The organism is Stenotrophomonas lacuserhaii, assembly GCF_039674585.1.
Lineage (GTDB): Bacteria > Pseudomonadota > Gammaproteobacteria > Xanthomonadales > Xanthomonadaceae > Stenotrophomonas > Stenotrophomonas pennii_A.
In genome coordinates this window covers 91,263-112,914 of sequence record NZ_JBDJNU010000006.1, presented here as the reverse complement: position 1 = coordinate 112,914, position 21,652 = coordinate 91,263, and the positions used below count along the sequence as shown (strand labels likewise).

The window sequence follows — 21,652 nt, the reverse complement described above, 5'->3', positions numbered from 1 at the left end:
TCCAGGCCTAGTGCCATTCCTTCCGGATTCGATGTGACAACCACCGCCCCACCCGCCGCGCCCGTGGCCGACGACCTGCCCCTGACCGATCGCCTGCGCACCGCGCTGGACCTGCTGGAAGCCATCGAGGCCGACCGCAGCGTGCTGGATGCGCTGCCCGAAGCCGACCGCGTGCGCCTGCACCAGGTGGTGGCCAAGGTCTACCACCCCGAACCCAAGGCACGCCGGGCAATGCTCAAACAGCAGGCCAAGGTCCGCCACCAGGAGAAGGTGCGCAAGGCCGAAGCCCTGCTGGAGCAGACCGGCATCCGCACCCTGCGCCGCAAGCCCGTCTTCAGCACCCCGAATTACTTCCCGCCGCATGCGGCCGGCCTGCATGACGCACGCAATGGGGAAGGCGCCGAAGCCGCTGCCGAGCCGGTGCATTCGCCCGAACTGCGCCACTGCTACGTGTGCAAGCAGAAGTTCACCCAGCTGCATCATTTCTATGACCAGATGTGCCCGGCCTGCGCCGAGCTGAACTTCACCAAGCGCACCGAGACCGCCGACCTGCACGGTCGCGTCGCGCTGCTCACTGGTGGCCGGGTCAAGATCGGCTACCAGGCGGGCCTGAAGCTGCTGCGTGCTGGCGCCGAACTGATCGTCACCACTCGGTTCCCGCGCGACTCGGCCGCCCGCTACGCCGAAGAACCGGATTTCGCGGTATGGGGCCATCGACTGCAGGTGTACGGGCTGGACCTGCGCCACACCCCCAGCGTGGAAGCCTTCTGCAGCGAGCTGCTGGCCACCCGCAAGCGGCTGGATTTCATCATCAACAACGCCTGCCAGACGGTGCGCCGGCCGCCGCAGTTCTACGCGCACATGATGGCCGGTGAAACCGCCGCGCTGCACGAACTGCCCGAAACGGTACGCAGCCTGGTAGGCCACTACGAGGGCCTGCGCGGCGCCGAGCTGCTGAGCGACGCCTCGGCGATCGCGCTTCCGGCCGTGCAGGAACGGGGACTCAACGGTGCCGACGGCCTGACCCGTGCCGCCGAGCTGTCCCAGGTGGCCCTGCTGGAAGACGAGCTGGTCGGCCAGCAGCATCTGTTCCCGGAAGGCCGGCTCGACCAGGACCTGCAGCAGGTCGACCTGCGCGGTCGCAATTCCTGGCGCCTGCTGATGGCCGAAGTGCCGTCGGTCGAGCTGCTGGAAACCCAGCTGGTCAACGCCATCGCGCCGTTCATCATCAACGCACGGCTGAAGCCACTGATGCTGGCCACGCCCGAGCGTGACAAGCACATCGTCAACGTATCGGCGATGGAAGGCCAGTTCTACCGCAACTTCAAGACCACCCGTCATCCGCATACCAACATGGCCAAGGCCGCGTTGAACATGATGACCCGCACCTCGGCGGCGGATTACCAGAACGACGGCATCCACATGAACAGCGTGGATACCGGCTGGGTGACCGACGAAGATCCGGCGGACATCGCGGCCAAGAAGGTGCAGGAAGAGCGCTTCCATCCACCGTTGGACATCGTGGATGGCGCGGCGCGTATCGTCGACCCGATCATCCATGGCTTCAACACGGGCGAGCATGTGTGGGGCCAGTTCCTGAAGGATTACGCGCCCACCGATTGGTAAGGCGTGTCCCGGTAGTGACGGCCGCTGGCCGTCTGCTTCTGCTCTTGGTGGGTGACGACCGTTGGTCGTCACGCTGTTGCCTGCCGCTGCGCTCGCCGAGCATGGTTCGGCGCTACCGGTGCCGCGTCATCGCGCGAGCGCCATCAGCTCCGCTTTTTCCGGCAGCCCTCGCATCGCGCGCACGTGGTTGCGCAGCATGCGCAGGTCCTGCTCGCGGCCCAGCGCGTCGCTCAACCTGTGCAGTCCCTTGGCCTGCTTCCCGCCGTCACTGCCGGGACGATCCTTGACCAGGCCGCCGTCCAGCCGGGCCATCACCTCCAGTTGCATGCGCAGCCGCCGCACCCTGCGGCGCCAGTCATGCAGCGCCTGCGCATCATCGCTGTCGCGGGCCCGCGCGGCGGCCTTTTCGACCCTTCGCCGGGTACGGGCCAAGGCACGCCGAAGATCCCCCTTGCGCACCAACTCCCAGCGCTGTGTATCCAGCGCCAGGCCGACGCGCTGCACCACGCGCTGCTTCCTCTGGAATCCGGGATCCTGCGCACAGGCGCGCTGGAGCAGGCGGTCACGGCGGGCGCCCAGATGCGTGATGACAGTGGCCCAGCCGGGGGCGGGAGCGCCGGCCTGCAGGGATTGCGCGGTATCCACCAGCACATGCGCGTCGCGCAGCGCCGAAAGACCGCGACCCAGCCGCTGCAGCGCACGGTCGCTGCGTTGCAGTGGCTGTTCGTCGGTTGCAAACAGGGCCAGCACCGCGCGTAGACGCCGGATGGCCTTGCGGGCGCTGTGCACGCCCACATGGATATCCGACCGCATCGCCAACGCATTGGCAATCGCGAGGCACTCTTCCTGCACCAACTGGCGGGCGGCAGCCCCGATCACCGTGGAAGGCATTGCGTACTCCGCAGCGCGACTGCCCGGCAGTCTAGCCGAGATCTCCGTAGGTACCGGCAGTCCACGGGACCTTAACCTCGCCACCCTATCCTGCTGGCCGGGCACCGATCGCCCGCCCCACCACAAGGAGCGTCCATGAAGAAACTGCACCTGTCCCTGATCGCCGCCGGCCTGCTCGGCGCCTCCCCGGCCGCCTTCGCCGAGGTCGCCAACCTCACCAACAGCGCCGACGGAGCCAACCGCGAAGCCGGCATCGCCGCCGTCAAACAGAAGCTGCAGGCCGCCTGCACCGATCGCAAGGGGACGCCGGACCTGGCCTCCTTCGAGGTGGTGTTCGAAAAGACCAGCGAGAACCCGAACGTGCCCAAGCCCTACTACGTGGATGGCAAGATGCAGTGCAACCTGCCCTGATGCCGGCGCGTGTCGCCCGGGTGCACCCCTGATATAGTCGGCCGAGCATGACGGGCGTGGTGCCTGTCCACGAACAACAGGGAATTGTCATGGGTCTTCGACAGGCGGTGGCAGGTGCGGTGGGCGGTGTTCTGGCCGACCAGTGGAAGGACTTCTACACGGTGCCGAATGGCCTGCCCTCCACCGCAGCGCTGTTTGCCGCAGCGCCGCGTGGCACCAATGCCGGACGCGGTTCCAACACCGGCGCGTCGAACCACATCATCAGCAACGGGTCGAAGATCGTCGTGCCCGAAGGCTATGGCCTGCTGCTGCTGCAGGACGGCGCGGTCACCGCCTTCGTCGCCGAGCCGGGCGGCTACATCTGGGAGTCGGATGACATCAACTCGCAGTCGATCTTCGCCGGCGACGGCCTGGTCAGTTCGCTGATCCGGCAGAGCTGGGAACGCTTCAAGTTCGGCGGCCAGCCGGGATCGCAGCAAGCAGCCTTCTTCGTGTCATTGAAGGAACTGCCGGACAACCGCTTCGGCACCCAGTCGGAAATCTACTGGGATGACGGCTTCCTCGGCACCCAGGTCGGCGCGGTGACCCGCGGTTCGTACACGCTGAAGATCGTGGATCCGATCCTGTTCGTGAAGAACTTCGTTCCGGCAAGCTATCTGCAGCCGGGCCAGGTTTTCGACTTCACCGACCTGGACAATGCGGCCGCCAGCCAGTTGTTCAACGAGGTGGTCGGCTCGCTGGCGCCGGCCTTCAGCCTGTATACCAACGATCCAGGCAAGGGCAACCGCATCAGCAGGCTGCAGCAGGATTCACTCGGCTTCGCGCAGAGCCTGTCCAGCGCGGTCGAGCAGGGTTACCAGTGGAAGTCCGATCGTGGCCTGGCCATCGTCAAGACCGCGATCGTTTCCATCGAGTACGACGCCAACACCCGTGAGCTGCTCAAGACCGTGCAGCGCGCCGATGCGTTGGCCGGCGCACGCGGCAATTCCAACCTGCAGGCCAGCGTGGCGCAGGGCATCCAGTCGGCCGGTGAAAGCGGCGGTGCCGCCGGGTTGGTGGGCGTCGGCATGGCCTCGGGGATGTTCGGTGCCGGCAGCCTGCAGCAGCCGGTCGCGCCCGCCGCAGCGGCGGCCGATGACACGGTGAGTCAGCTGAAGAAGGCGAAGGAACTGCTCGATCTCGGCCTGATCACCCAGGATGACTACGACAAGCTGAAAGCCAAGGCGCTGGGGCTGTAAGACGCCAGGCGACGCCACGATGACCCACCCCAGAAAGCCGCCGCCCCTGCCCGGGGCGGTTTCCCCTGCCGGCCCGGGATCGCCGCAGGACATGCCGCCGCTGCCCGGCAGTTTCGGGGTGGACCCCTCCACCCTGCCCCCGCCGATCCGTGACGAACTGCTGGCGCCGGATCCGGTCGCCCTGGACACGTCGGCCGCGGAGCTGAAGGACGGACTGAATCGCTGCCCGAAATGTGGATCCAGCGATATCCGCCACGCACTCGGCACCGATGTGCTGGTCTGCCAGTACTGCCGCAACGAATGGCATGGCGACCGGATCGAGGAGGCCTTCGGGCTGGGCACGGGCATCGAGGACCTGCGTGGCGATGTGATCGCCTCCGGCGCGCGGAATATCGACGCCGGTGCCGCCAGCCTGATGAGCTTCAAATGCAGCGGCTGCGGCGCGGAAGTCACGATCAATACCGAAAGCAGCATGACGGCGCGCTGCCACTGGTGCCGTCATGTGTTCGGGGTCAACGAACAGGTAGCCAACGGTGCCGTGCCCGACGCGGTGCTGCCATTCAAGGTCAGCAAGACCGATGCGGTCGCGCGCATCCGCCAGTTCGTGGACAAGCGGCGCTTCTTCGCGCTGAAGGCCTTCAAGACCGAGTTCACGCCGGAGAACGTCATCGGCGTGTACCTGCCGTACATGGTGGTGGACAGCAACGCCAGCGCCAGCGTGGTGGGCAACGGCGAGATCGAGACGCGGCGTTATACCCGCGGCACCGAGAAGAACAAGAAAACCTACTACGACGCGGATGTCTACCAGGTGGAGCGCCAGCTCGATTTCACCGTCGACGACCTCCCGCTGGAGTCTTCGGCCCGGCGTGGCCGGCTGGACATACAGACCAATACCAACAACATCATCAACACCATCCTGCCCTTCGACACCAAGAATGCGCTGAAGTGGAACGCGTCCTACCTGGTGGGGTACTCATCGGAAAAGCGCGACGTGGACATCGAACAGCTGCGACCGCGGCTGGAGGACCAGCTGCTGTCGATCGCCCGCTCCAGGCTGGAGCAGTCGGTGCGGCGGTACGACCGCGGCGTGCGCTGGGACATGGAAGAAGTCGAGGTGCATGGGTCGCGCTGGGTGGCGATGTATGTGCCGGTCTGGCTGTATTCGTACCGCCAGCGTGGCAAGGGCATGCTGCACTACATCGCGGTGAATGGACGCACGGGTGAAACCATGGGCAGCGTGCCGGTGCAGCACTGGAAGCTGCTGCTGGCAGCGCTGGGGGTGGGCACGATCGTCGAAGGCGCGGTCCTCTGGTTCCTGGGAATGACGCTATGAGCAGTGATGGGGGTGGATTGGTGGCGCTGCTTGCGCTGGGTCCGGCCAGCGCGACGGCGCTGTACTGGACGCTTTTCCGTTACTACCGCAACACGGACAAGTCCCATGCGTTCGAACGCGAGACGGCCGTGGCGACCAAGCCGGTGACCGGCAACGACCGCAAGCTGCATACGGTGACCGGCACCGAGCAGAAGCGCATCACCGGAGACAACGTGCACGACCATCGGAAACGGGTGAAGAAGATGCCGCCGGACGCCGGACCGGCGTGACGCGTCACGCCGTCGGGTCGTCTGCCGCGTGCCCGGGCGCGATGTCCACGCCGTAGGTCGTCAGGTAATGCGCGCGATGGCCCAGTACGTAGGGGTGCAGCTCGTGGAAGCACGCACCGCCGCCATCGTCGGTGACCCCGTACGCCGCCAGCAGCGGGTCGCGCAGGGCCGGCGCGATGAACCGCGACACGTAGGCACCGGGGACATCCGGCGCGAAGGTGTCCGCCCACGCCTGCTGCACCTGCTCGGCGGGGGCATGGAACATCGCAATGACGCTGCCATCGACCTCCGAGCGCCGCGCCAGCAGGTAACCGTCGGCCGGCACGCGGGCTGGCTTGAAGGTTCCGAGCGTGTAGATGTAACGCGTCAGTTCGATCTCACCCTTCAGCTGCGGAAACAGCCGGTACAGATCGAACAACATGTGGCGCGTCAGGGTCCGGGGCTCGGGACCCTTGATCTTCAGCAGCTTCTCCACGCGATCCCAGATCGGGAAGGTGCGCGGGGCGGCGACCAGCGTGATCTCGCGGCGCTCCAGCCGGCCGACCTTGAACAGTTCCTGCAGTACCAGGTGCATGTCAGACATTGAATTACGTTCCGTTGGCCAAGGCCGCGTGCGGGCATGATAGTGGCAAGCACGCCCGGTTTTGCGCACAGGGTCGCATGCGGTTAGCTTGGAGGCTGATTCCTGCCCGCGAGAGGATCCGATGTCGCTACGGTTTTCGATGCACGCGCTCGCCACTGCCTTGGCACTGTTCGCCGTGCCGCACCCCGCTTCTGCCCGCGATACATCGACGCGGGATCCGGCGACGGACGCGTTCCAGCGGGTCCGCGAGGCCGCCTCCCCGGTGTTCGTGGATGCCACCGCGACCCATGTGCCGACCGCGCCCAGCCTGCATTCCACTGACTCGGTATTCGTGGACGTCGACGGCGATGGGGACCGTGACGTGGTGGTGTCGGTGGAACACGGCGTCAACCGGCTGTACCTGAACGACGGAGCCGGAAAGCTGCGCTATGTCCCGGATGCCTTCGGCCGCACGATGCGTGACAACGAACATGTGCGCAGTGCGGATTTCAACGGCGATGGCCACGCCGATATGGTGTTCATCAGCGAATCCGAGGAGGTGCACCAGTTGTTTCTCGGCGATGGCAAGGGCGGCTTCACCGATGCCAGCGAACGGCTGCCCGCCGGCAGCCAGGGCAACGGGCTGGCACTGGGTGATGTGAACGGTGACGGGTTGCCGGACATCTTCATCGGCAGCACCGGCGAGACCGGCCATGGCGCCGGGGCGCCTGCGCGGGTGTCGCGCAGTCTTCTTTTCCTCAACGACCCCAGACGACCCGGCCATTTCATCGATGCCAGCGCGACCCATCTGCCGCAGGGCGATGCACAGACCGAAGGCGTGGCGCTTGCCGATATCGATGGCGACGGCGACCTGGACGTGGTGCTGGCCAGCCCGGCGCACCCCAATCGCCTGCTGATCAACGATGGCAGCGGACACTTCGCCGACCACTCGCATCGGCTGGAACTGAAGGTGCCGATGGAAACCCGCGAAGTGCATGTGGCCGACCTCACCGGTGATGGCCGCCCGGACATCGTGTTCTTCAACATCACCAGCAACAACGCGGCCTGGGACAAGGATCCGCAGACGCGCCTGCTGGTCAACGATGGCAACGGTCGCTTCCGCGACGAGACCGCCGAGCGCCTGCCGGCGCACAGGTTTTCCAGCTGGGCCGGGACCGTGGTCGACTTCAACCGCGATGGTCACCCCGACCTGCTGGTCGGCGCGATCCAGGTGCCCGGCTTCGTGCCGCTGCAACTGCGTGCGTGGCAGAACGATGGCAAGGGCCACTTCCGGGATGTCACGCTTGCCGTGGTACCGGGCATCACCGTGGGGCGCAGCTGGAGCATGGGCCAGGGCGACCTGGACGGCGACGGCAGGCCGGATGTACTGACAGGTGGCTGGGGGACGCAGGCGCGGCTGCTGCTGAGCGGCGGCGCAGACGGGTGAAGGCCGCAGGTGGCCGCCGCTACGGCGCGTTTACCGGCAGATGGCCACCGCCCTGGCAGGCTGGTCGATCAATACAACGGCCTGCTGCAGGGCATGTGCGCCTATCAGCAATTCGGGATACTTCGCCGACACGCTCACCTCCACATCGGCGAGGCGCAGCTGGCCGATCTCGATCGGCCCCTGCACGGTGGCCCGCTGCGCCTCGGCCTGGCTGTTGGTCAACCGCGAGCGGCCGGCTGCTTCCAGGGGTCCGGCGGAAACCGTGTCATACAGCGCCCGTGGCAGCACGAAGCTGACATTGGCGCCGGTGTCGAGCTGGCCCAGCACATGCTCTCGCCCGATCCGCACCGGCACGCGGAAGGCCCGCTCATAACGCAGTACATTCGCGCCCTGGGTGGGAAGCTGCTGCGTGCGGCTGAAGGACAGCATGCGTCGCGGATAGTCGATGACCAGCAGGCCGTCATCGAAGAAGCCGCGGCCCAGTATCCCCATGAACGCCGCCTCCGGCGCGTTGTGGGCGTTGTAGTCGCGCGTGATGACCTCCACGTCGCGCCGGACCACTGCGCCCAGGGCGAGCGAGTCGATCCGGACCGTCTGCACGCTGGCACTGGCCACGCCATCGGACGTCGTGGCTTCGCCGTGCGGCGAAAGACCGAGGGCAGCGGTCAAGCGGCTGTCGGCGCGGCCGATGCCGCTTGCCCCGGTATCGACGGCGAAGCGGAAAGGTCCGCGGCCATTGACCTGGGCCTGGACATAGACGCGGCCGTCGACGATGTCGAAGGGAACCTGCAGTTCCGGCGCGCGCAGGGGCCAGGCCGCCAGCGCGCACGCGTCATCCGGCGGTGCACCGGCGTCGGCCGCCATCGCGCCGCTGGACAGCAGGGAGCAGGAAAGCACAAAGCAAAGCAGTGGGGCTCGGGGTAGCATCGAACATTCCTTGTCGCGTCGGGTAGGTCGTACACCCGCAGACTGCACCCCGCGCCCCGGCCACTCCAGTGGCCGCCGACGAAACCGCCCTGCACGCGATGGACCGCGCTGGAGCGCTGACGAAGCGCGGCAGCACGTCCACCGTGCGCGGGACAACCGCGATCAGCGCGCGTCCAGCCGCTCGGCCGGCACGCCCTCCATCGTCATCCGGACCGGCAGGATCAGTCCCTTTTCATCGAAGTACATCCGGTCGATCGCGGTGGCGCGGTGATGCCGGCTGGTCTCTCCCAGCGGGCGCCGGTGGTAGACGATGTACCAGTTGTCCGAGCCCGGCGCGTGGATCACCGAATGGTGGCCGGCGCTGGTGGCGATGCTGGGATCCTGCTGCAGGATCTTGCCGATCCGCTTGAACGGTCCGGTCGGCTTGTCGGCGATGGCGTAAGCCACCGAGTACTCCGGCTCGCCCCAGCCGCCCTCGGACCACATGTAGTAGTAGCGGCCGCCGCGCTTGAACATCAGCGAGCCCTCCACGTATTCCGGCGCGGGGGTGATCTCCTTGTACAGCGTGCCATCGTCGTGCGGCTGCACGCCGGTGAAATCATCCTTCAGGCGCACGATGTTGGCGTGCTTCCAGCCACCGTAGATCATGTACCAGGCGCCGTCATCGTCCTCGAACACGAACTGGTCGATCGGCTGGGCACCATTATGGAAGGTGCCGATCAGCGGCTTGCCCAGCAGGTCGCGGTAGGGACCTTCGGGCCGGTCGGCCACCGCCACGCCGATGCCACCGAGCTCCTGGTCACTCTTGATGTCGTTGGCGGAAAAGAAGAAGTAGTAGCGGCCATCGCGTTCCACGACGGAGGGCGCCCACAGCGCCTCCCTGGCCCACCGGATGGCGGCGGTGGTGAGTACATTGCGATGCCGGGTCCACTGCACCAGGTCGGGCGAGGAGAAGGCATCGAATCCGGTCTGCTCGGCATACGGCGCCGAGCTGGTCGGGTAGATCCAGTAGGTGCTCCCGAACACCGCCGCTTCCGGGTCGGCGTACCAACCCGGCAGGATGGGGTTGCCGGACGTCGCCGCCGCAGGGTCACCCGGATCCGCCGGAGCGGCCGCTGCAGCGAACACTGCCGCGGCGACCAGGGCGGCGCGCACTGCTGCCCTCATCTTTGCCATGCCCTGCCCTCCCAAGGTGGTTTCGACCGAGTTTAGATCGATTCAGGGCGTGCTGGCGAATCAGTTGTAGAGCTCGTTGACCTCGGTCACCCTGCCATCGCGGAAAATGATCTGGACAGTCTTCCGCGCCTGGTAATATTCCCAGCGCTCGCCCACGTTGCCGCTGTAGTCGGTTTCCAGCTGGATCACCCGGTCGGGCTTGCCGGCCACCTGGGCCACCTTGCCCGCCCCGTCGCCGGTACTCACCAGCTTGTTGCCGAACCGGGCACTGCCACCTGCCATCGCCGAACCCGCCGCGGCCAGGCACAGCACCAACATCATCGTTCTCGCGTTCATTCCGATCTCCTTGATCTGGTGGATATGCGTCCGCGCCGCCACTGTGCCACACGACCAGGGGCACCCGCAGGCCGCAGTCCGCGCTGGCGTGAAGACGCTGCGCCGGGAACATCCTGATCAGCTTCAGCAAGCCACGTTCCCAGCGCTGGGCGGCGGCGATAATCTATGCGGCCAAACACGTCATCCCCGCGCCTCGCCGTGAGAACACCTTGAACCTTGAAGACGGAAATTCGACCCGGGTGGCGCGTGATGCCGAGCGGGTCAAACTGGCGCTCGCCGCCGGGGCGATCGTGGGCACCTGGTTCTGGGATGTCGCGCACGACAGACTCGCCGTGGATGATGCCCTCGCCCGGGCGTTCGGCCTGGATCCCGCGCTGGCACGCAGCGAGCTGCGCCTGGACCAGGTGGTGGCCGCCGTGCACGCTGATGACCGGGACGGCCTGCAGCAGGCGATCGCCGAGGCGGTAGGCCGCGGCGGGCGCTATGTGCACCAGTTCCGCACGCGCGGCGCGGACGGACAGTACCGTTGGCTGGAAGCGGCCGGCCGTGTGGACCTGGATGCGCACGGTCGCGCGATCGACTTCCCCGGCGTGCTGATCGATATCGACGAGCGGCGCCGGCTTGAAGCCGAACGTGACCAGGCGCAGACCCTGCTGCGTTCCTTCGTCGAGGCCGCGCCCGGCGTGGTCTACGCCAAGGACCGCCAGGGCCGCATCCTGATGGGCAACCGCGGCACCACCGAACTGATCGGCATGCCGCCGGAGCACTACGTCGGGCGCACCGATGCCGAGCTGCTGGGCGATCCCGGGCAGGCGGCAGCGGTGATGGCCACCGATGAGCGCGTGATGGCCAGCGGCCGCAGTGAGCAGGTCGAAGAAGAAATCAGTTTCCCCGATGGCCGCCGTGCGTTCTGGCTGTCGACCAAGGCGCCGTTGCGCGATGGGGAAGGCGCCGTGGTCGGCCTGGTCGGTACGTCGCTGGACATCACCGACCGCAAGGCCGCCGAAGCCCAGCACCGGGAAATCGAGGAACGCTACCGGCTCGCGGCGCGGGCCACCAATGATGCGATCTGGGACTGGCGGATGGCCGATGGGCACGTCATCTGGAACGAGGCGTTGAGTACGCTGTTCGGGCATGCGGCCACCGCCACCAGTGCCCGATGGTGGCTGGACCATATCCATCCCGACGATCGTGGCCGGGTGGATGCCGCCATCCACGCGGTGATCGACAGCAGCAGCTCGGCGTGGTCGGGTGAGTACCGTTTCCGCCGCGCCGACGGCAGTTATGCCGCCGTGCTGGATCGAGGCACGGTGCTGCGCGGTCCCTCCGGCGAGCCGCAGCGGATGATCGGCGCGATGCTCGACCTGACCACGCGCAAGGCGGCCGAGGCGGCGCTGGCCGAGAGCGAAGAGCGCCTGCGCTCGGCGACCGAAGCCGGGGACATGGGATTCTGGGACGTGGACCTGGTCAACAACGTGCTGATCTGGCCGCCGCGCACCAAGGCCATGTTCGGCATCTCCGCCCAGGTCGAGGTGTCCCTGCAGGACTTCTACGACGGCCTGCATCCTGATGACCGGCAGGCGACCACCGCCGCCTTCGCCGCCGCCGCCGACCCGGCCGTGCGCGCGCTCTACGACGTGGAATACCGCACGGTGGGCCGGGAGGACGGCGTGCTGCGCTGGGTGGCCGCCAAAGGCCGCGGACTGTTCGAAGGGGACCGCTGCCTGCGCGTCCTGGGGGTGGCCATCGATGTCACCGAGCGCAGGCTGGCCGAGGCCCGCCTGAAAGAGCTGAACGAGCATCTGGAAGCCCGCGTGCTGGAGGAAGTACAGGAGCGCACGCGCGCCGAAGACGCGCTGCGGCAGAGCCAGAAGATGGAGGCGGTGGGCCAGCTGACCGGGGGCATCGCCCATGACTTCAACAACATGCTGGCGACGGTGATCGGGCCGCTCGACCTGCTGGCGGCACGCCTGGGCGACCAGGATCCGCGTGCCAAGCGCTACATCGACATGGCGATCGATGGCGCGCGCCGGGCCGCGCAGCTGACCCAGCGGCTGCTGTCGTTCTCGCGCCAACAGCCGCTGCAGCCGGTGCCGGTGGATGCCAACCGGCTGGTGGCGGGCATGTCGGACCTGCTGGTGCATTCGCTGGGCAGCAGCGTGCGCCTGCAGACGGTGCTGGCCGCCGACCTGTGGTCGACCTTCGCCGACGCCAACCAGCTGGAAAACGTGATCCTCAATCTTGCGGTCAATGCGCGCGACGCCATGCCCGGCGGCGGCCGGCTCACGGTGGAGACGGCCAACTGTGCGCAGCAATGCGCCGAAGCTGGCGGCGTCCCTGTCGGCGAATACGTGCTGATCTCCGTCGCCGACAACGGCAGCGGCATGCCGCCGGAGGTGATGGCCAAGGCCTTCGAGCCGTTCTTCACGACCAAGAAGGTCGGCCAGGGGACCGGACTGGGGCTTTCCCAGGTGTACGGTTTCGTCAAGCAGTCCTGCGGCCACGTGCGCATTGATTCGCGCGTCGGCCACGGCACCACCGTGATGCTCTACCTGCCGCGCCTGATGGCGGTGCTCGATGCGGCCCCCTCCACTGCGGACGATGCCCCGCTGGCGTCGTCCGGCGGGCAGGAGCTGGTGCTGGTGGTGGAAGATGAGCCGAGCGTGCGCCAGTTCTCCATCGATGCGCTGACCGAACTGGGCTATCCGGTGCTCGCCGCGGACGGCGCCGCCGCCGCGCTCAAGCTGCTCGACGCGCATCCGGCGATCGCCCTGCTGTTCACCGATGTGGTGATGCCGGAAGTCAACGGCCGCGAACTCGCCGATGAGGCGCTCCGACGCCGGCCGGACCTGAAAGTACTGTTCGCGACCGGCTACAGCCGGAACGCGCTGGTGCAGGACGGCGTGCTGGATCCCAGCGTGCAGCTGATCGGCAAACCGTTCAGCGTGGACGAGCTGGCCACGCGCGTACGCGCGGCGTTGGGCTGAGCGCCGCCCGCGCCGGGGATCACCCGGCACGGACGCAGCCGGCTTACGGGGTTACCGGTGCCGGCGGTGGCGCCGCCGGTGCAGCCGGGGCGGCGACCGTATCCGGCGTCACCCGCCAGATCGTGTTGGCCAGGTCATCGGCAACGATCAACGCACCGCGGGGATCCACGGTCACGCCGACCGGGCGGCCACGGGTCAGCCCGTCTTCGCCGTGGAAGCCGGACACGAAGTCGATCGGCTCACCGGCCGGGCGGCCGTCACGGAACGGCACGAAGACCACCTTGTAGCCCACGGGCGGATTGCGGTTCCAGCTGCCGTGCTCGCCGACGAACACACCATCGGCGAACTTCGCGCCCATGGCCGGGCCGGAGAACGAGACACCCAGCGCGGCCACGTGCGAGCCCAGCGCATAATCCGGCGCGATGGCACTGGCCACCTTCGCAGGATCCTGCGGCATCACCCGATCATCCACGTTCTTGCCCCAATAGCTGTACGGCCAGCCGTAGAACGCGCCCTCTTTCACCGAGGTCAGGTAATCCGGCACCAGGTTCGGCCCGATCTCATCGCGTTCGTTGACGACCGCCCACAACGCGCCGGTACCCGGCTGGATGGCCAGCGCGGTGGGATTGCGCAGGCCGGTGGCGAAGGTCTTGTGGGCGCCGGTCGCGGCGTCGATCTGCCACACCACCGCGCGGTCCACTTCGGCGGCCATGCCGCGTTCGGTGATGTTGCTGTTGGAGCCGATGCCCACGTACAGATGGCGGCCGTCGGCGCTCGCGGTCAATGACTTGGTCCAGTGGTGGTTGATCGCCGAAGGCAGCTCGGTGACCGTCACCGGCGCCGCACTGGCGCGGGTCTGCCCTTCGACATAGTCGAATCGTACCAGCGCATCCTGGTTGGCGACGTAAAGCACGTTGCCGATCATCGCCAGGCCATACGGGGCATTGAGTTTGTCGGCGAAGACGGTCTTCATTTCATACACACCGTCCCCATCGGCATCGCGCAGCAGCGTCAGGCGGTTGCCACTCTTCACCGCCGTGTTGCCCTTGGCCTTGATCTTGCCGGCGATCACATCCTTCGGCTTCAGCTTCGGCGCGTTGCCGCCCCGCCCTTCCGCCACCAGGATGTCACCGTTGGGCAGCACCAGGGTCTGGCGCGGAATGCCCAGGTCGGTGGCGATGGCCGAAATACGGTAACCGGCCGGCACGGTCGGGACGCTGTCGCCCCACGCGGTCGGCTTGGCGATGGTCATGTCCGGCATCAGGTCGCGCTTGGGCGCGGGCATCTCCGGGGTGGCACCGTACTGGTCCACCTGCGGGGCCTTGTTGCTGCATGCGGCGAGCGCGGCGGCCAGCACCGAAACGGAGAGAATCGTGATCGCTTGACGGCTCATCGCACACCTCCCGCGCGCAGGGTGGACAGGCCGATCCAGGTCGCCAGCAGGGCCAGCAGCGTACCGACCAGCGACATCACCAGGCCGGCGGGCATCACTGCCCAGGCGTCGCGCGCATGGTGCAGCGAATTGAAGAAGCCCAGTACCCAGGTCACCGCCAGCACCACCACGTAGGCCAGTCCGTGACGATGCCGGGCCAGGCCGACGACGCCGCACAGCAGGGAGAGCGTGGTCATCACCATGGCGCCGATCAGCAGCCACGCCGCGAAATTGCTCCACTGGATCTCGTGACTGCTCCAGTAGGCATAGTCCGCCAGCAGCGTGCCGAGGAACAGCGGAAGCACGCCACCGAGCACGGCGGCATGCACGGGATGTATCGCCCGCGCGGGGTGGAGGAAGGGGCTGGACGCCATGGCTGTGTGCTCCTGGGAGACGGTGGAAGACGGCGCACAGGTTGCCATCGCGCCCGCCTAGGGCATGTGACGCCGGACGGCTGCCGGCGCCTCTTCCGCTGGCTTCGGACTCATGAAGCGCTTCGCAGACTCTCAGCGAGGTAATCCTTCAGTTCGTCCAGTTCATAGGGTTTGCCCAGGAACGGCACGTCACGGTGCGCCACCGGCACCACCCCGCGGTAAACCGCAGACAGGAAGAAGAACGGAATCCCGCGCGCCTTCAAACGGTCGGCGACGGAGAACACGAGCCCGTCGCGAAGCTCGACATCCAGTACTGCCGCATCAAATGTCGCTTCGTCGAGCGAATGCAGCGCATCTGACAACGAATAGGCCTGCTCGACCTGGTATCCCTCCCCCACCAGGATGGTCTGCAGCAGCGTGGACAGCTCAAGCTCGTCTTCGACCACCAGGATCCTGGGTGCTGCGCCGTTCTCGGTGCGGGTGCGGGTGTCGGGGCGGTTCATGGCATCGGCAACACATCTCATGCGCCCAGTGTCCATCAGCCCTCTGTGCGGCGGCGTGATGGACGCGCAAGGAATTCTTCACGGCGGCGCGCTCAAGCGACTTCGGCAACCGGGCCTGGCGCTGCCATCGCGGTGCCCGGGTGGGAGGCGGAGAATCGCGCCAGCTCACGGTTGGATACTGCCTGGCTGGCCGAACATCCCGGGCAGGTCAACACGCGCGCACCGGTGACCGTGGCCATGCCATGGCCGTCGCGTGCCGAGAAAGCGCGGTCGCAGCGCTGGCAGCAGGCATCGATGCGGTACAGGTGGACGATCCGCAGCGAGGTCGGCTCCTGCAGGCAGGAGACATCGCGGATATCGAACGACCCGGTATTGGGTCGCACGAAGCTGCCCCAGCTCTTGCGCCAATAGGAAGTGGGGACCATGCGGAGTGTCTGCCAGGACGAAGGGATGGAAAGAGCATAGGCAGCCCGGCGTGCAGTGCGGGTGCAGGCCCGGGTTGAGGGAGCGTGAAGCGCGCGATCACGGTGCTCGCACGGAACGCGCGCCACCATGCCGACATCAACGAGTCAACCAGGGGCAATGCAGTGCGAGCGTTCAACATCGCGACGATGATCATGGTGCTGTTCGGTGCCATCTGCCTGGGCCTGCAGGGCCAGTTCCAGATCGACCTGATCGGGCTCGCCTGCGGCATCGACAGTCCGTGGCCGCGTGCGGTCTACGCGTTGATCGGGCTTTCCGGGCTGTGGCAGGCGATCTGGCTGGCCACGCACAAGCCCACCGCGCAACTGGTGTGATCGCCCCCTGCGGCAAAGGGGGCGTTGTACGCCCCCCCGCCGCGTCCTGCCGTCAACTACGGCATTCGAACACGGTGACGCTGCGCGGCGGCGCAAGGAATTCGGTTGAGCCCTTGGGCACCGACTCGCGATCCAGCGCTTCATCGGTGGACACCATCAGCTTCCAGTGCAGCGGCGTCTGCTCGTCATCGGGCAGCTTGAAGGACACCCCCTCGTGCCATGCGTTGATGAGGATCAACAGGGTGGCATCGTTGGCATGCTCGCGCACCCCGGAATGCTGCGCCTTGCCTTCCAGCACCAGGCCCACCGATCGCGCGCCGGCATCGGTCCAGTCAGCCTCCTGCATCTCCGCCCCGCTCGGATTGAGCCAGGTCAGGTCCTTGACCCCGGCTTCTTCGCTGTAGCGCCCGTTGAGGTAGCGGCCACGGGTCAGGATCGGGTAGCGGCGGCGCAGTGCCGTCAGTTCGCGCACGAACTCCGCCAGCCGTCCTTCGCTCGGGTCCCGCTGCCAGTCGATCCATGCGGTTTCGTTGTCCTGGCAATACGTATTGTTGTTGCCGCCCTGGGTCTGCGCACGTTCATCGCCGGCCAGCAGCATCGGCGTGCCCTGCGCCAGCAGCAGCGTGGCCAGCAGGTTCTTCATCTGCCGCTCGCGCAGTGCATTGATGGCCGCGTCATCGGTCTCGCCTTCAGCGCCGTGATTGCAGGAACCATCATGGTTGGACCCGTCCTGGTTGCCTTCGCCGTTGGCACTGTTGTGCTTTTCGTTGTAGCTGACCAGGTCATGCAGGGTGAACCCATCGTGGGCGGTGATGAAGTTGACCGATGACCACGGGCGACGACCACGGCGATCGAACAGGTCCGCCGATCCGGTGAAGCGCGTGGCGAACTCGGCCAGCACGCCCTCGTCACCCTTCCAGAAGCTTCGCGCGTTGTCGCGGAATTTGTCATTCCATTCCGCCCACCCCGGCGGGAAACGCCCGACCTGGTAACCGCCCGGCCCGCAATCCCACGGTTCGGCGATCAGCTTGACCTGCGACAGCAGCGGATCCTGCCCGCAGGCGTCCAGGAACCCGCCGCGCTGGTCGAACCCACTCGGTTCCCGGCCCAGGATGGTCGCCAGGTCGAAGCGGAAGCCATCAACGTGCATGTCCTGTGCCCAGTAGCGCAGCGAATCGGTGACGAACCGCATCGCCTGCATGTTGCTCAGGTTGAACGTGTTGCCGGTGCCGGTGTCGTTGATGTAATAGCGCTTGTCGTCGGCAAGCCGGTAGTAGGTTGCGTTGTCGATACCCTTGAAGGACAGCGTCGGGCCCAGCTGGTTGCCTTCGGCGGTGTGGTTGTACACCACGTCCAGCACCACTTCCAGGCCCTTGCGGTGCATCGCCTTGACCATGTCACGGAACTCGTCGCGGTGTCCGCTGGCCAGGTAGCGGCTCTTCAGCGCGAAGAAGGCCAGCGTGTTGTAGCCCCAGTAATTGCGCAGGCCTTTCTCCAGCAGGTGGCTGTCATCCAGGTAGGCCTGTACCGGCAGCAGTTCCACTGCGGTCACTCCCAGCCCCTTGATGTAATCCAGCACCGCGTCGTGTGCCAGGCCGGCACAGGTGCCCCGCGCTGCTTCGGCGACGTCGGGATGGCGCATCGTGTAGCCGCGCACATGCGTTTCGTACACCAGGGTCTGGTTCCAGGCGGTCAACAGGCGCTGGTCGTCTTCCCAGTCATAGTCGTCCTGCACCACCACGGCCTTGGGCATGAACGGCGCACTGTCGCGCTCGTCGAAACTGAGGTCCGCATCGGGGTGACCGATGGTGTAGCCATACAGCTCATCGCTCCAGGTGAGGTCACCTTCGATTTCCCGCGCATACGGATCCAGCAGCAGCTTGTGGTGGTTGAATCGATGGCCTTCGGCAGGCGCGTACGGGCCATGCACGCGATAGCCGTAACGCTGGCCCGGCTTCACGCCTGGCAGATAGCCGTGCCAGACCTCGTTGGTGTACTCGGGGAGCTCGATCCGTTCTTCGTTGCCGGCGTCGTCGAACAGACACAGATCGACCCGGGTGGCGTGCGCGCTGAACAGCGCGAAGTTGGTGCCCTTGCCATCGAACGTGGCGCCCTGGGGGAACGGTCGGCCTTCGCGGACGCGCGAGGGGGTGGCATAACGGGCGTGTACGGTATCGCGCATGGTCTGCTCGCTGGGCAGGCCGCGGAAGTGCGGCCTGGGACGGGCAAGAGTCTGCTGCGGCCCGTGCAGGCGATGTCATGGGAAGGCAGGCAGCGGACCGGGTTTCCTGCGCACGCTGCGTCCGCGATCGCGCGCATTCGTTGCAACGATGCGGTAGCGTGGGCTCCTGCCCCGACATGCCCCAAGGACTGCCATGAACTACGTCATCACCGGTCAATCGTTCCTCGCCTTCGCCGCCTTCATGGGGATCGGCCTGCTGATCCTGCTGCTGGCCATCACGTTGGTCGCGCTGATCACCCCGCACAAGGAAATCACCTTGATCCGGCAGGGCAACAAGGCGGCGGGCATCGGCATGGCCGGTGCCCTCGTCGGCCTGGCGCTGCCGATCAATTCGGTGATCAGCCACTCGGTGTCGCTGGTCGATGCCGCGATCTGGGCGGCCATCGCGGCGGTGATGCAGATGCTGGCCTTCGGTATCTCGCGCGCCATCATCACCCGTCGCGGGCCGGACCAGATCGACGCCGGCAACGAAAGCGCCGGCTGGTTCTCGGCAGGGGTGGCGATTGCCGTAGGCCTGGTGAACTCGGCCGCGATGGTGCCCTGAACCGGCTGCTGTTCAAGGCAGGGCTTCAAGATCCATCGTGCCGCAGTGGTCCGCGCGCACCGGATTACAGGTCACCGCTGTTCCCTGCGGCAGCGGCACCTGGTAACCCGTGTCGAAGCGCGGATCGGGCCAGAGATAATCCGTCGATACATACTGCGCCCCGCTGCCCAGTGCCGCCTCGCGCCGCCGGGTATCCCCGGTGCGCGCCTCGCGGGTTTCCGCATCGGCACGGGTGCGCACGATGAAACCCTGTTGCACCGCGCGGCGGATCTGTATCGCCTGGCCGATCGGGTCGTTGAGGGTCATGTAGGCAGCGGCCGGTGAATCGGAATCGGTGTTGACGAAGAACACCCTGCCCTGCAATGAACGGCGATCGCCCCGATACAGCGCCACCTTCGCCGGACCTTCGTCCAGCGCGAACAGGAAGCGGCCGCGCGCCTGCTCCAGCGCTGGCCAGTTTCCCGCCAGCACCGCCTCGCGCAGCGTCGGGTAGCCGGCCTGCACGTCATCGGGCACGATCAGTTTTTCCGGCCCGAGCACCGAGCGGATTTCCGCATCCAGCGCGTCGAACGCCGCCGCATCGAAGCGCAGCGCATCGATGCCACCCAGCCGGGCGTTCTGGTCATCCTTGGCGTTGAACAGCAGCAGGATCGGCGCGTGCCGCGGATGCGCATCGGACCATGCGCGCAGCTGCCGCAGGCACTGCAGCAGTCTGGTGCAGCTGCTGGCATTGTCCAGCCCGGGCATGTGCAGCACCTTGAAGCCCGGCCGTTGCAGGTCCGGGTCGGCCGATCCGGCCGCGTAATGGCCGCCCTGCGGATCGAAATTGACGTCCAGTTCGAGCTGCCGCGCCCCATGTTCCAGCTGCTCGGCCAACGGACGATGCGCATAGTCCAGCGCCTGTGCCATGTCCGGCTGTTGGCTTGCCAACGCCTGCAGACGCGCTTGTGGCATCGGCAGCTTGTAACTGTTGTGGGTGCCGACGGCAAGCACATCGTTGATGCGCAGCACCGGAGGCGCGGCGGAGGCGTCGGCGGCCAACGCCAGCAACAACAGCAAGGCGGAACGGGGCCTGCGGGAGAATGCCACGTGGAATGACCTGTCAGCTGCGGGCCCCGCAGTCTGCCGGCGGGCGCATACACACAGATGACAGCCGGCACCTGTTAGTATTCCTGCTAATTGAGCTGGAAGCGTCGCAGATCGTCGACTGAAGCCTTCAGCTTGCCCTTGCTGTCCGTCTCACAGCCTGAGACCCGCCCTCCCTAGCGTGGCCCCATGGAAACCCTGCGCAAACTGGAAATCCTCGCCGACGCGGCAAAGTACGATGCCTCGTGCGCCTCCAGCGGGGCCGGCAAGCGCGACTCGAAAAAGTCCGGTGGCATCGGCAGCACCGAAGGGTCCGGCATCTGCCACAGCTATACCCCCGACGGCCGCTGCGTCTCCCTGCTGAAGATCCTGCTCACCAACTTCTGCATCTACGACTGCGCTTACTGCGTGAACCGCGTATCGAGCAACGTGCCGCGCGCCCGCTTCCGCGTGGCCGAAGTCGTCGCGCTGACGCTGGACTTCTACAAGCGCAATTACATCGAGGGCTTGTTCCTGTCCAGCGGCATCATCCGCAGCGCCGACTACACCATGGAACACATGGTGGAAGTGGCGCGCCAACTGCGCGAAGAACACCGCTACGCCGGCTACATCCACCTAAAGACCATCCCCGAGGCGTCGCCGGAACTGCTGGCGGCGGCGGGAAAGTACGCCGACCGCCTGTCGATCAACGTCGAGCTGCCGACCGAAGCCGGCCTGGCCGCGTTCGCGCCGGAGAAGACCATGCCCACCATCCGCGGCGCGATGGGTGAGCTGCGCTGGCGCATCGAGGAATCCAGGGAGGAGCGCGCTCGTCCTTCCGTGGTGACCACCCCGCACCGCAGCGCACAAAAGCGCGCGCCGAAGTTCGCGCCTGCCGGTCAGAGCACGCAGATGATCGTCGGTGCCGACGGTGCCAGCGACCGCGACATCCTGACCACCTCCGACCAGCTGTACGGCAATTACCACATGCGTCGGGTCTACTATTCCGCCTTCAGTCCGATTCCCGACGCCAGCAAGGCCCTGCCGCTGCAGCCCCCGCCGCTGCAGCGCGAGCACCGGCTGTACCAGGCCGACTGGCTGCTGCGCTTCTATGGGTATGGCATCGAAGAGATCACCGACACTACCCGGGACGGCATGCTGGACCTGGACATCGACCCGAAGATGGCCTGGGCGCTGCGCCACCCGGAGCAGTTCCCGGTGGATCTCAACCTGGCGCCGAAGGAACTGCTCCTGCGGGTGCCGGGACTGGGCGTACGCAACGTCAAGCGCGTGCTGATGGCGCGCCGCCATGGCCGCCTGCGGGTGGCCGACGTAGCGCGGCTGCGCGCGCCGATGCGCAAGCTGCTGCCGTTCGTGCAGCTGCTGGACCACCATCCGCACCGTCGCCTGGATGATCCGGCCAGCCTGCGTGCCAGCCTGGCGCCCCCGCCGCGGCAGGGCTCGTTGTTCGGCGAAAGCCTTGCCAGCTGAG

At 66.8% G+C, this 21,652-nt stretch carries 21 protein-coding genes; 10 read left to right on the top strand and 11 right to left on the bottom strand.

Annotated elements, in window-relative coordinates; all coding sequences use genetic code 11:
- Window positions 1-33: 33 nt before the first annotated feature.
- Entirely contained in the window at window positions 34-1,626 is a 1,593-nt protein-coding gene (locus ABE522_RS04280; protein ID WP_346590646.1) for an SDR family oxidoreductase, read from the top strand.
- A 126-nt stretch (window positions 1,627-1,752) separates the two neighbouring features.
- On the opposite strand, the gene ABE522_RS04275 is transcribed toward ABE522_RS04280, so the two are convergent.
- Entirely contained in the window at window positions 1,753-2,517 is a 765-nt protein-coding gene (locus ABE522_RS04275; protein ID WP_346590645.1) for a CHAD domain-containing protein, read from the bottom strand.
- A gap of 135 nt (window positions 2,518-2,652) precedes the next feature.
- Between ABE522_RS04275 and ABE522_RS04270 the strand changes: the two genes are divergently transcribed.
- The 4 genes from ABE522_RS04270 (at window position 2,653) to ABE522_RS04255 (ending at window position 5,768) form a co-directional block, all read left to right on the top strand.
- Window positions 2,653-2,928 (top strand): hypothetical protein, encoded by a 276-nt coding sequence (locus ABE522_RS04270; protein ID WP_191768538.1) that lies wholly within the window; start codon window positions 2,653-2,655, stop codon window positions 2,926-2,928.
- Between the two features lie 89 nt (window positions 2,929-3,017).
- Entirely contained in the window at window positions 3,018-4,166 is a 1,149-nt protein-coding gene (locus ABE522_RS04265; RefSeq protein WP_346590644.1) for an SPFH domain-containing protein, read from the top strand.
- Window positions 4,167-4,185: 19 nt separating this feature from the next.
- A complete protein-coding gene (locus tag ABE522_RS04260; protein ID WP_346590643.1) occupies window positions 4,186-5,499 on the top strand; it encodes a TFIIB-type zinc ribbon-containing protein in 1,314 nt (437 codons plus the stop codon).
- The gene (locus tag ABE522_RS04255; protein ID WP_346590642.1) at window positions 5,496-5,768 is read left to right on the top strand and encodes a hypothetical protein; all 273 of its coding nucleotides are present in this window, start codon (window positions 5,496-5,498) and stop codon (window positions 5,766-5,768) included. Before ABE522_RS04260 ends, ABE522_RS04255 begins: the two co-directional genes overlap by 4 nt.
- 4 nt (window positions 5,769-5,772) lie before the next feature.
- Here ABE522_RS04255 and ABE522_RS04250 read toward each other — a convergent pair whose 3' ends face one another.
- Window positions 5,773-6,351: a hypothetical protein gene (locus ABE522_RS04250; protein ID WP_346590641.1), complete on the bottom strand. Its 579-nt coding sequence runs from the start codon at window positions 6,349-6,351 to the stop codon at window positions 5,773-5,775.
- 121 nt (window positions 6,352-6,472) lie between these two features.
- Between ABE522_RS04250 and ABE522_RS04245 the strand changes: the two genes are divergently transcribed.
- On the top strand, window positions 6,473-7,777 hold the full coding sequence (locus ABE522_RS04245; protein WP_346590640.1) for an FG-GAP repeat domain-containing protein: 1,305 nt from the start codon (window positions 6,473-6,475) through the stop codon (window positions 7,775-7,777).
- A gap of 30 nt (window positions 7,778-7,807) precedes the next feature.
- On the opposite strand, the gene ABE522_RS04240 is transcribed toward ABE522_RS04245, so the two are convergent.
- The 3 genes from ABE522_RS04240 to ABE522_RS04230 form a co-directional block, all read right to left on the bottom strand.
- Window positions 7,808-8,641 carry an aspartyl protease family protein gene (locus ABE522_RS04240; RefSeq protein WP_346590639.1) on the bottom strand — a complete coding sequence of 278 codons (834 nt, stop codon included), beginning with the start codon at window positions 8,639-8,641 and terminating at the stop codon, window positions 7,808-7,810.
- Window positions 8,642-8,866: 225 nt separating this feature from the next.
- Entirely contained in the window at window positions 8,867-9,880 is a 1,014-nt protein-coding gene (locus ABE522_RS04235; protein WP_346590638.1) for a glycoside hydrolase family 43 protein, read from the bottom strand.
- A 60-nt stretch (window positions 9,881-9,940) separates the two neighbouring features.
- Window positions 9,941-10,216, bottom strand: coding sequence for a DUF2845 domain-containing protein (locus tag ABE522_RS04230; RefSeq protein WP_346590637.1), 276 nt, complete (start codon window positions 10,214-10,216; stop codon window positions 9,941-9,943).
- 209 nt (window positions 10,217-10,425) lie between these two features.
- On the opposite strand from ABE522_RS04230, the gene ABE522_RS04225 reads away from it, so the two are divergent.
- Window positions 10,426-13,203: a PAS domain-containing protein gene (locus ABE522_RS04225; protein WP_346590636.1), complete on the top strand. Its 2,778-nt coding sequence runs from the start codon at window positions 10,426-10,428 to the stop codon at window positions 13,201-13,203.
- Window positions 13,204-13,246: 43 nt separating this feature from the next.
- Here the strand turns inward: ABE522_RS04225 and ABE522_RS04220 are convergent, their stop codons facing one another.
- The 4 genes from ABE522_RS04220 to ABE522_RS04205 all read right to left on the bottom strand — a co-directional run bounded on the left by ABE522_RS04220 (window position 13,247) and on the right by ABE522_RS04205 (window position 15,937).
- Window positions 13,247-14,596 (bottom strand): PQQ-dependent sugar dehydrogenase, encoded by a 1,350-nt coding sequence (locus tag ABE522_RS04220; RefSeq protein WP_346590635.1) that lies wholly within the window; start codon window positions 14,594-14,596, stop codon window positions 13,247-13,249.
- Window positions 14,593-15,009: a DUF2231 domain-containing protein gene (locus tag ABE522_RS04215; protein WP_346590634.1), complete on the bottom strand. Its 417-nt coding sequence runs from the start codon at window positions 15,007-15,009 to the stop codon at window positions 14,593-14,595. Before ABE522_RS04215 ends, ABE522_RS04220 begins: the two co-directional genes overlap by 4 nt.
- 110 nt (window positions 15,010-15,119) lie before the next feature.
- Complete coding sequence (locus ABE522_RS04210) at window positions 15,120-15,512, bottom strand: response regulator (RefSeq protein WP_346590633.1); 393 nt, start codon at window positions 15,510-15,512, stop codon at window positions 15,120-15,122.
- Between the two features lie 92 nt (window positions 15,513-15,604).
- Complete coding sequence (locus ABE522_RS04205) at window positions 15,605-15,937, bottom strand: hypothetical protein (protein WP_346590632.1); 333 nt, start codon at window positions 15,935-15,937, stop codon at window positions 15,605-15,607.
- Between the two features lie 84 nt (window positions 15,938-16,021).
- Between ABE522_RS04205 and ABE522_RS04200 the strand changes: the two genes are divergently transcribed.
- On the top strand, window positions 16,022-16,309 hold the full coding sequence (locus ABE522_RS04200; RefSeq protein WP_198551484.1) for a DUF378 domain-containing protein: 288 nt from the start codon (window positions 16,022-16,024) through the stop codon (window positions 16,307-16,309).
- Window positions 16,310-16,361: 52 nt separating this feature from the next.
- Here ABE522_RS04200 and glgX read toward each other — a convergent pair whose 3' ends face one another.
- Complete coding sequence (gene glgX, locus ABE522_RS04195; protein ID WP_346590631.1) at window positions 16,362-18,491, bottom strand: glycogen debranching protein GlgX; 2,130 nt, start codon at window positions 18,489-18,491, stop codon at window positions 16,362-16,364.
- Between the two features lie 193 nt (window positions 18,492-18,684).
- Between glgX and ABE522_RS04190 the strand changes: the two genes are divergently transcribed.
- Window positions 18,685-19,095: a DUF350 domain-containing protein gene (locus ABE522_RS04190; RefSeq protein ID WP_042612938.1), complete on the top strand. Its 411-nt coding sequence runs from the start codon at window positions 18,685-18,687 to the stop codon at window positions 19,093-19,095.
- 12 nt (window positions 19,096-19,107) lie between these two features.
- Here the strand turns inward: ABE522_RS04190 and ABE522_RS04185 are convergent, their stop codons facing one another.
- Window positions 19,108-20,184: a Ca2+-dependent phosphoinositide-specific phospholipase C gene (locus ABE522_RS04185; protein WP_346590630.1), complete on the bottom strand. Its 1,077-nt coding sequence runs from the start codon at window positions 20,182-20,184 to the stop codon at window positions 19,108-19,110.
- Between the two features lie 186 nt (window positions 20,185-20,370).
- Here ABE522_RS04185 and ABE522_RS04180 point away from each other — a divergent pair, with 186 nt between their 5' ends.
- Entirely contained in the window at window positions 20,371-21,651 is a 1,281-nt protein-coding gene (locus ABE522_RS04180) for a putative DNA modification/repair radical SAM protein (protein ID WP_346590629.1), read from the top strand.
- The last annotated feature ends 1 nt before the right edge of the window (window position 21,652 follow it).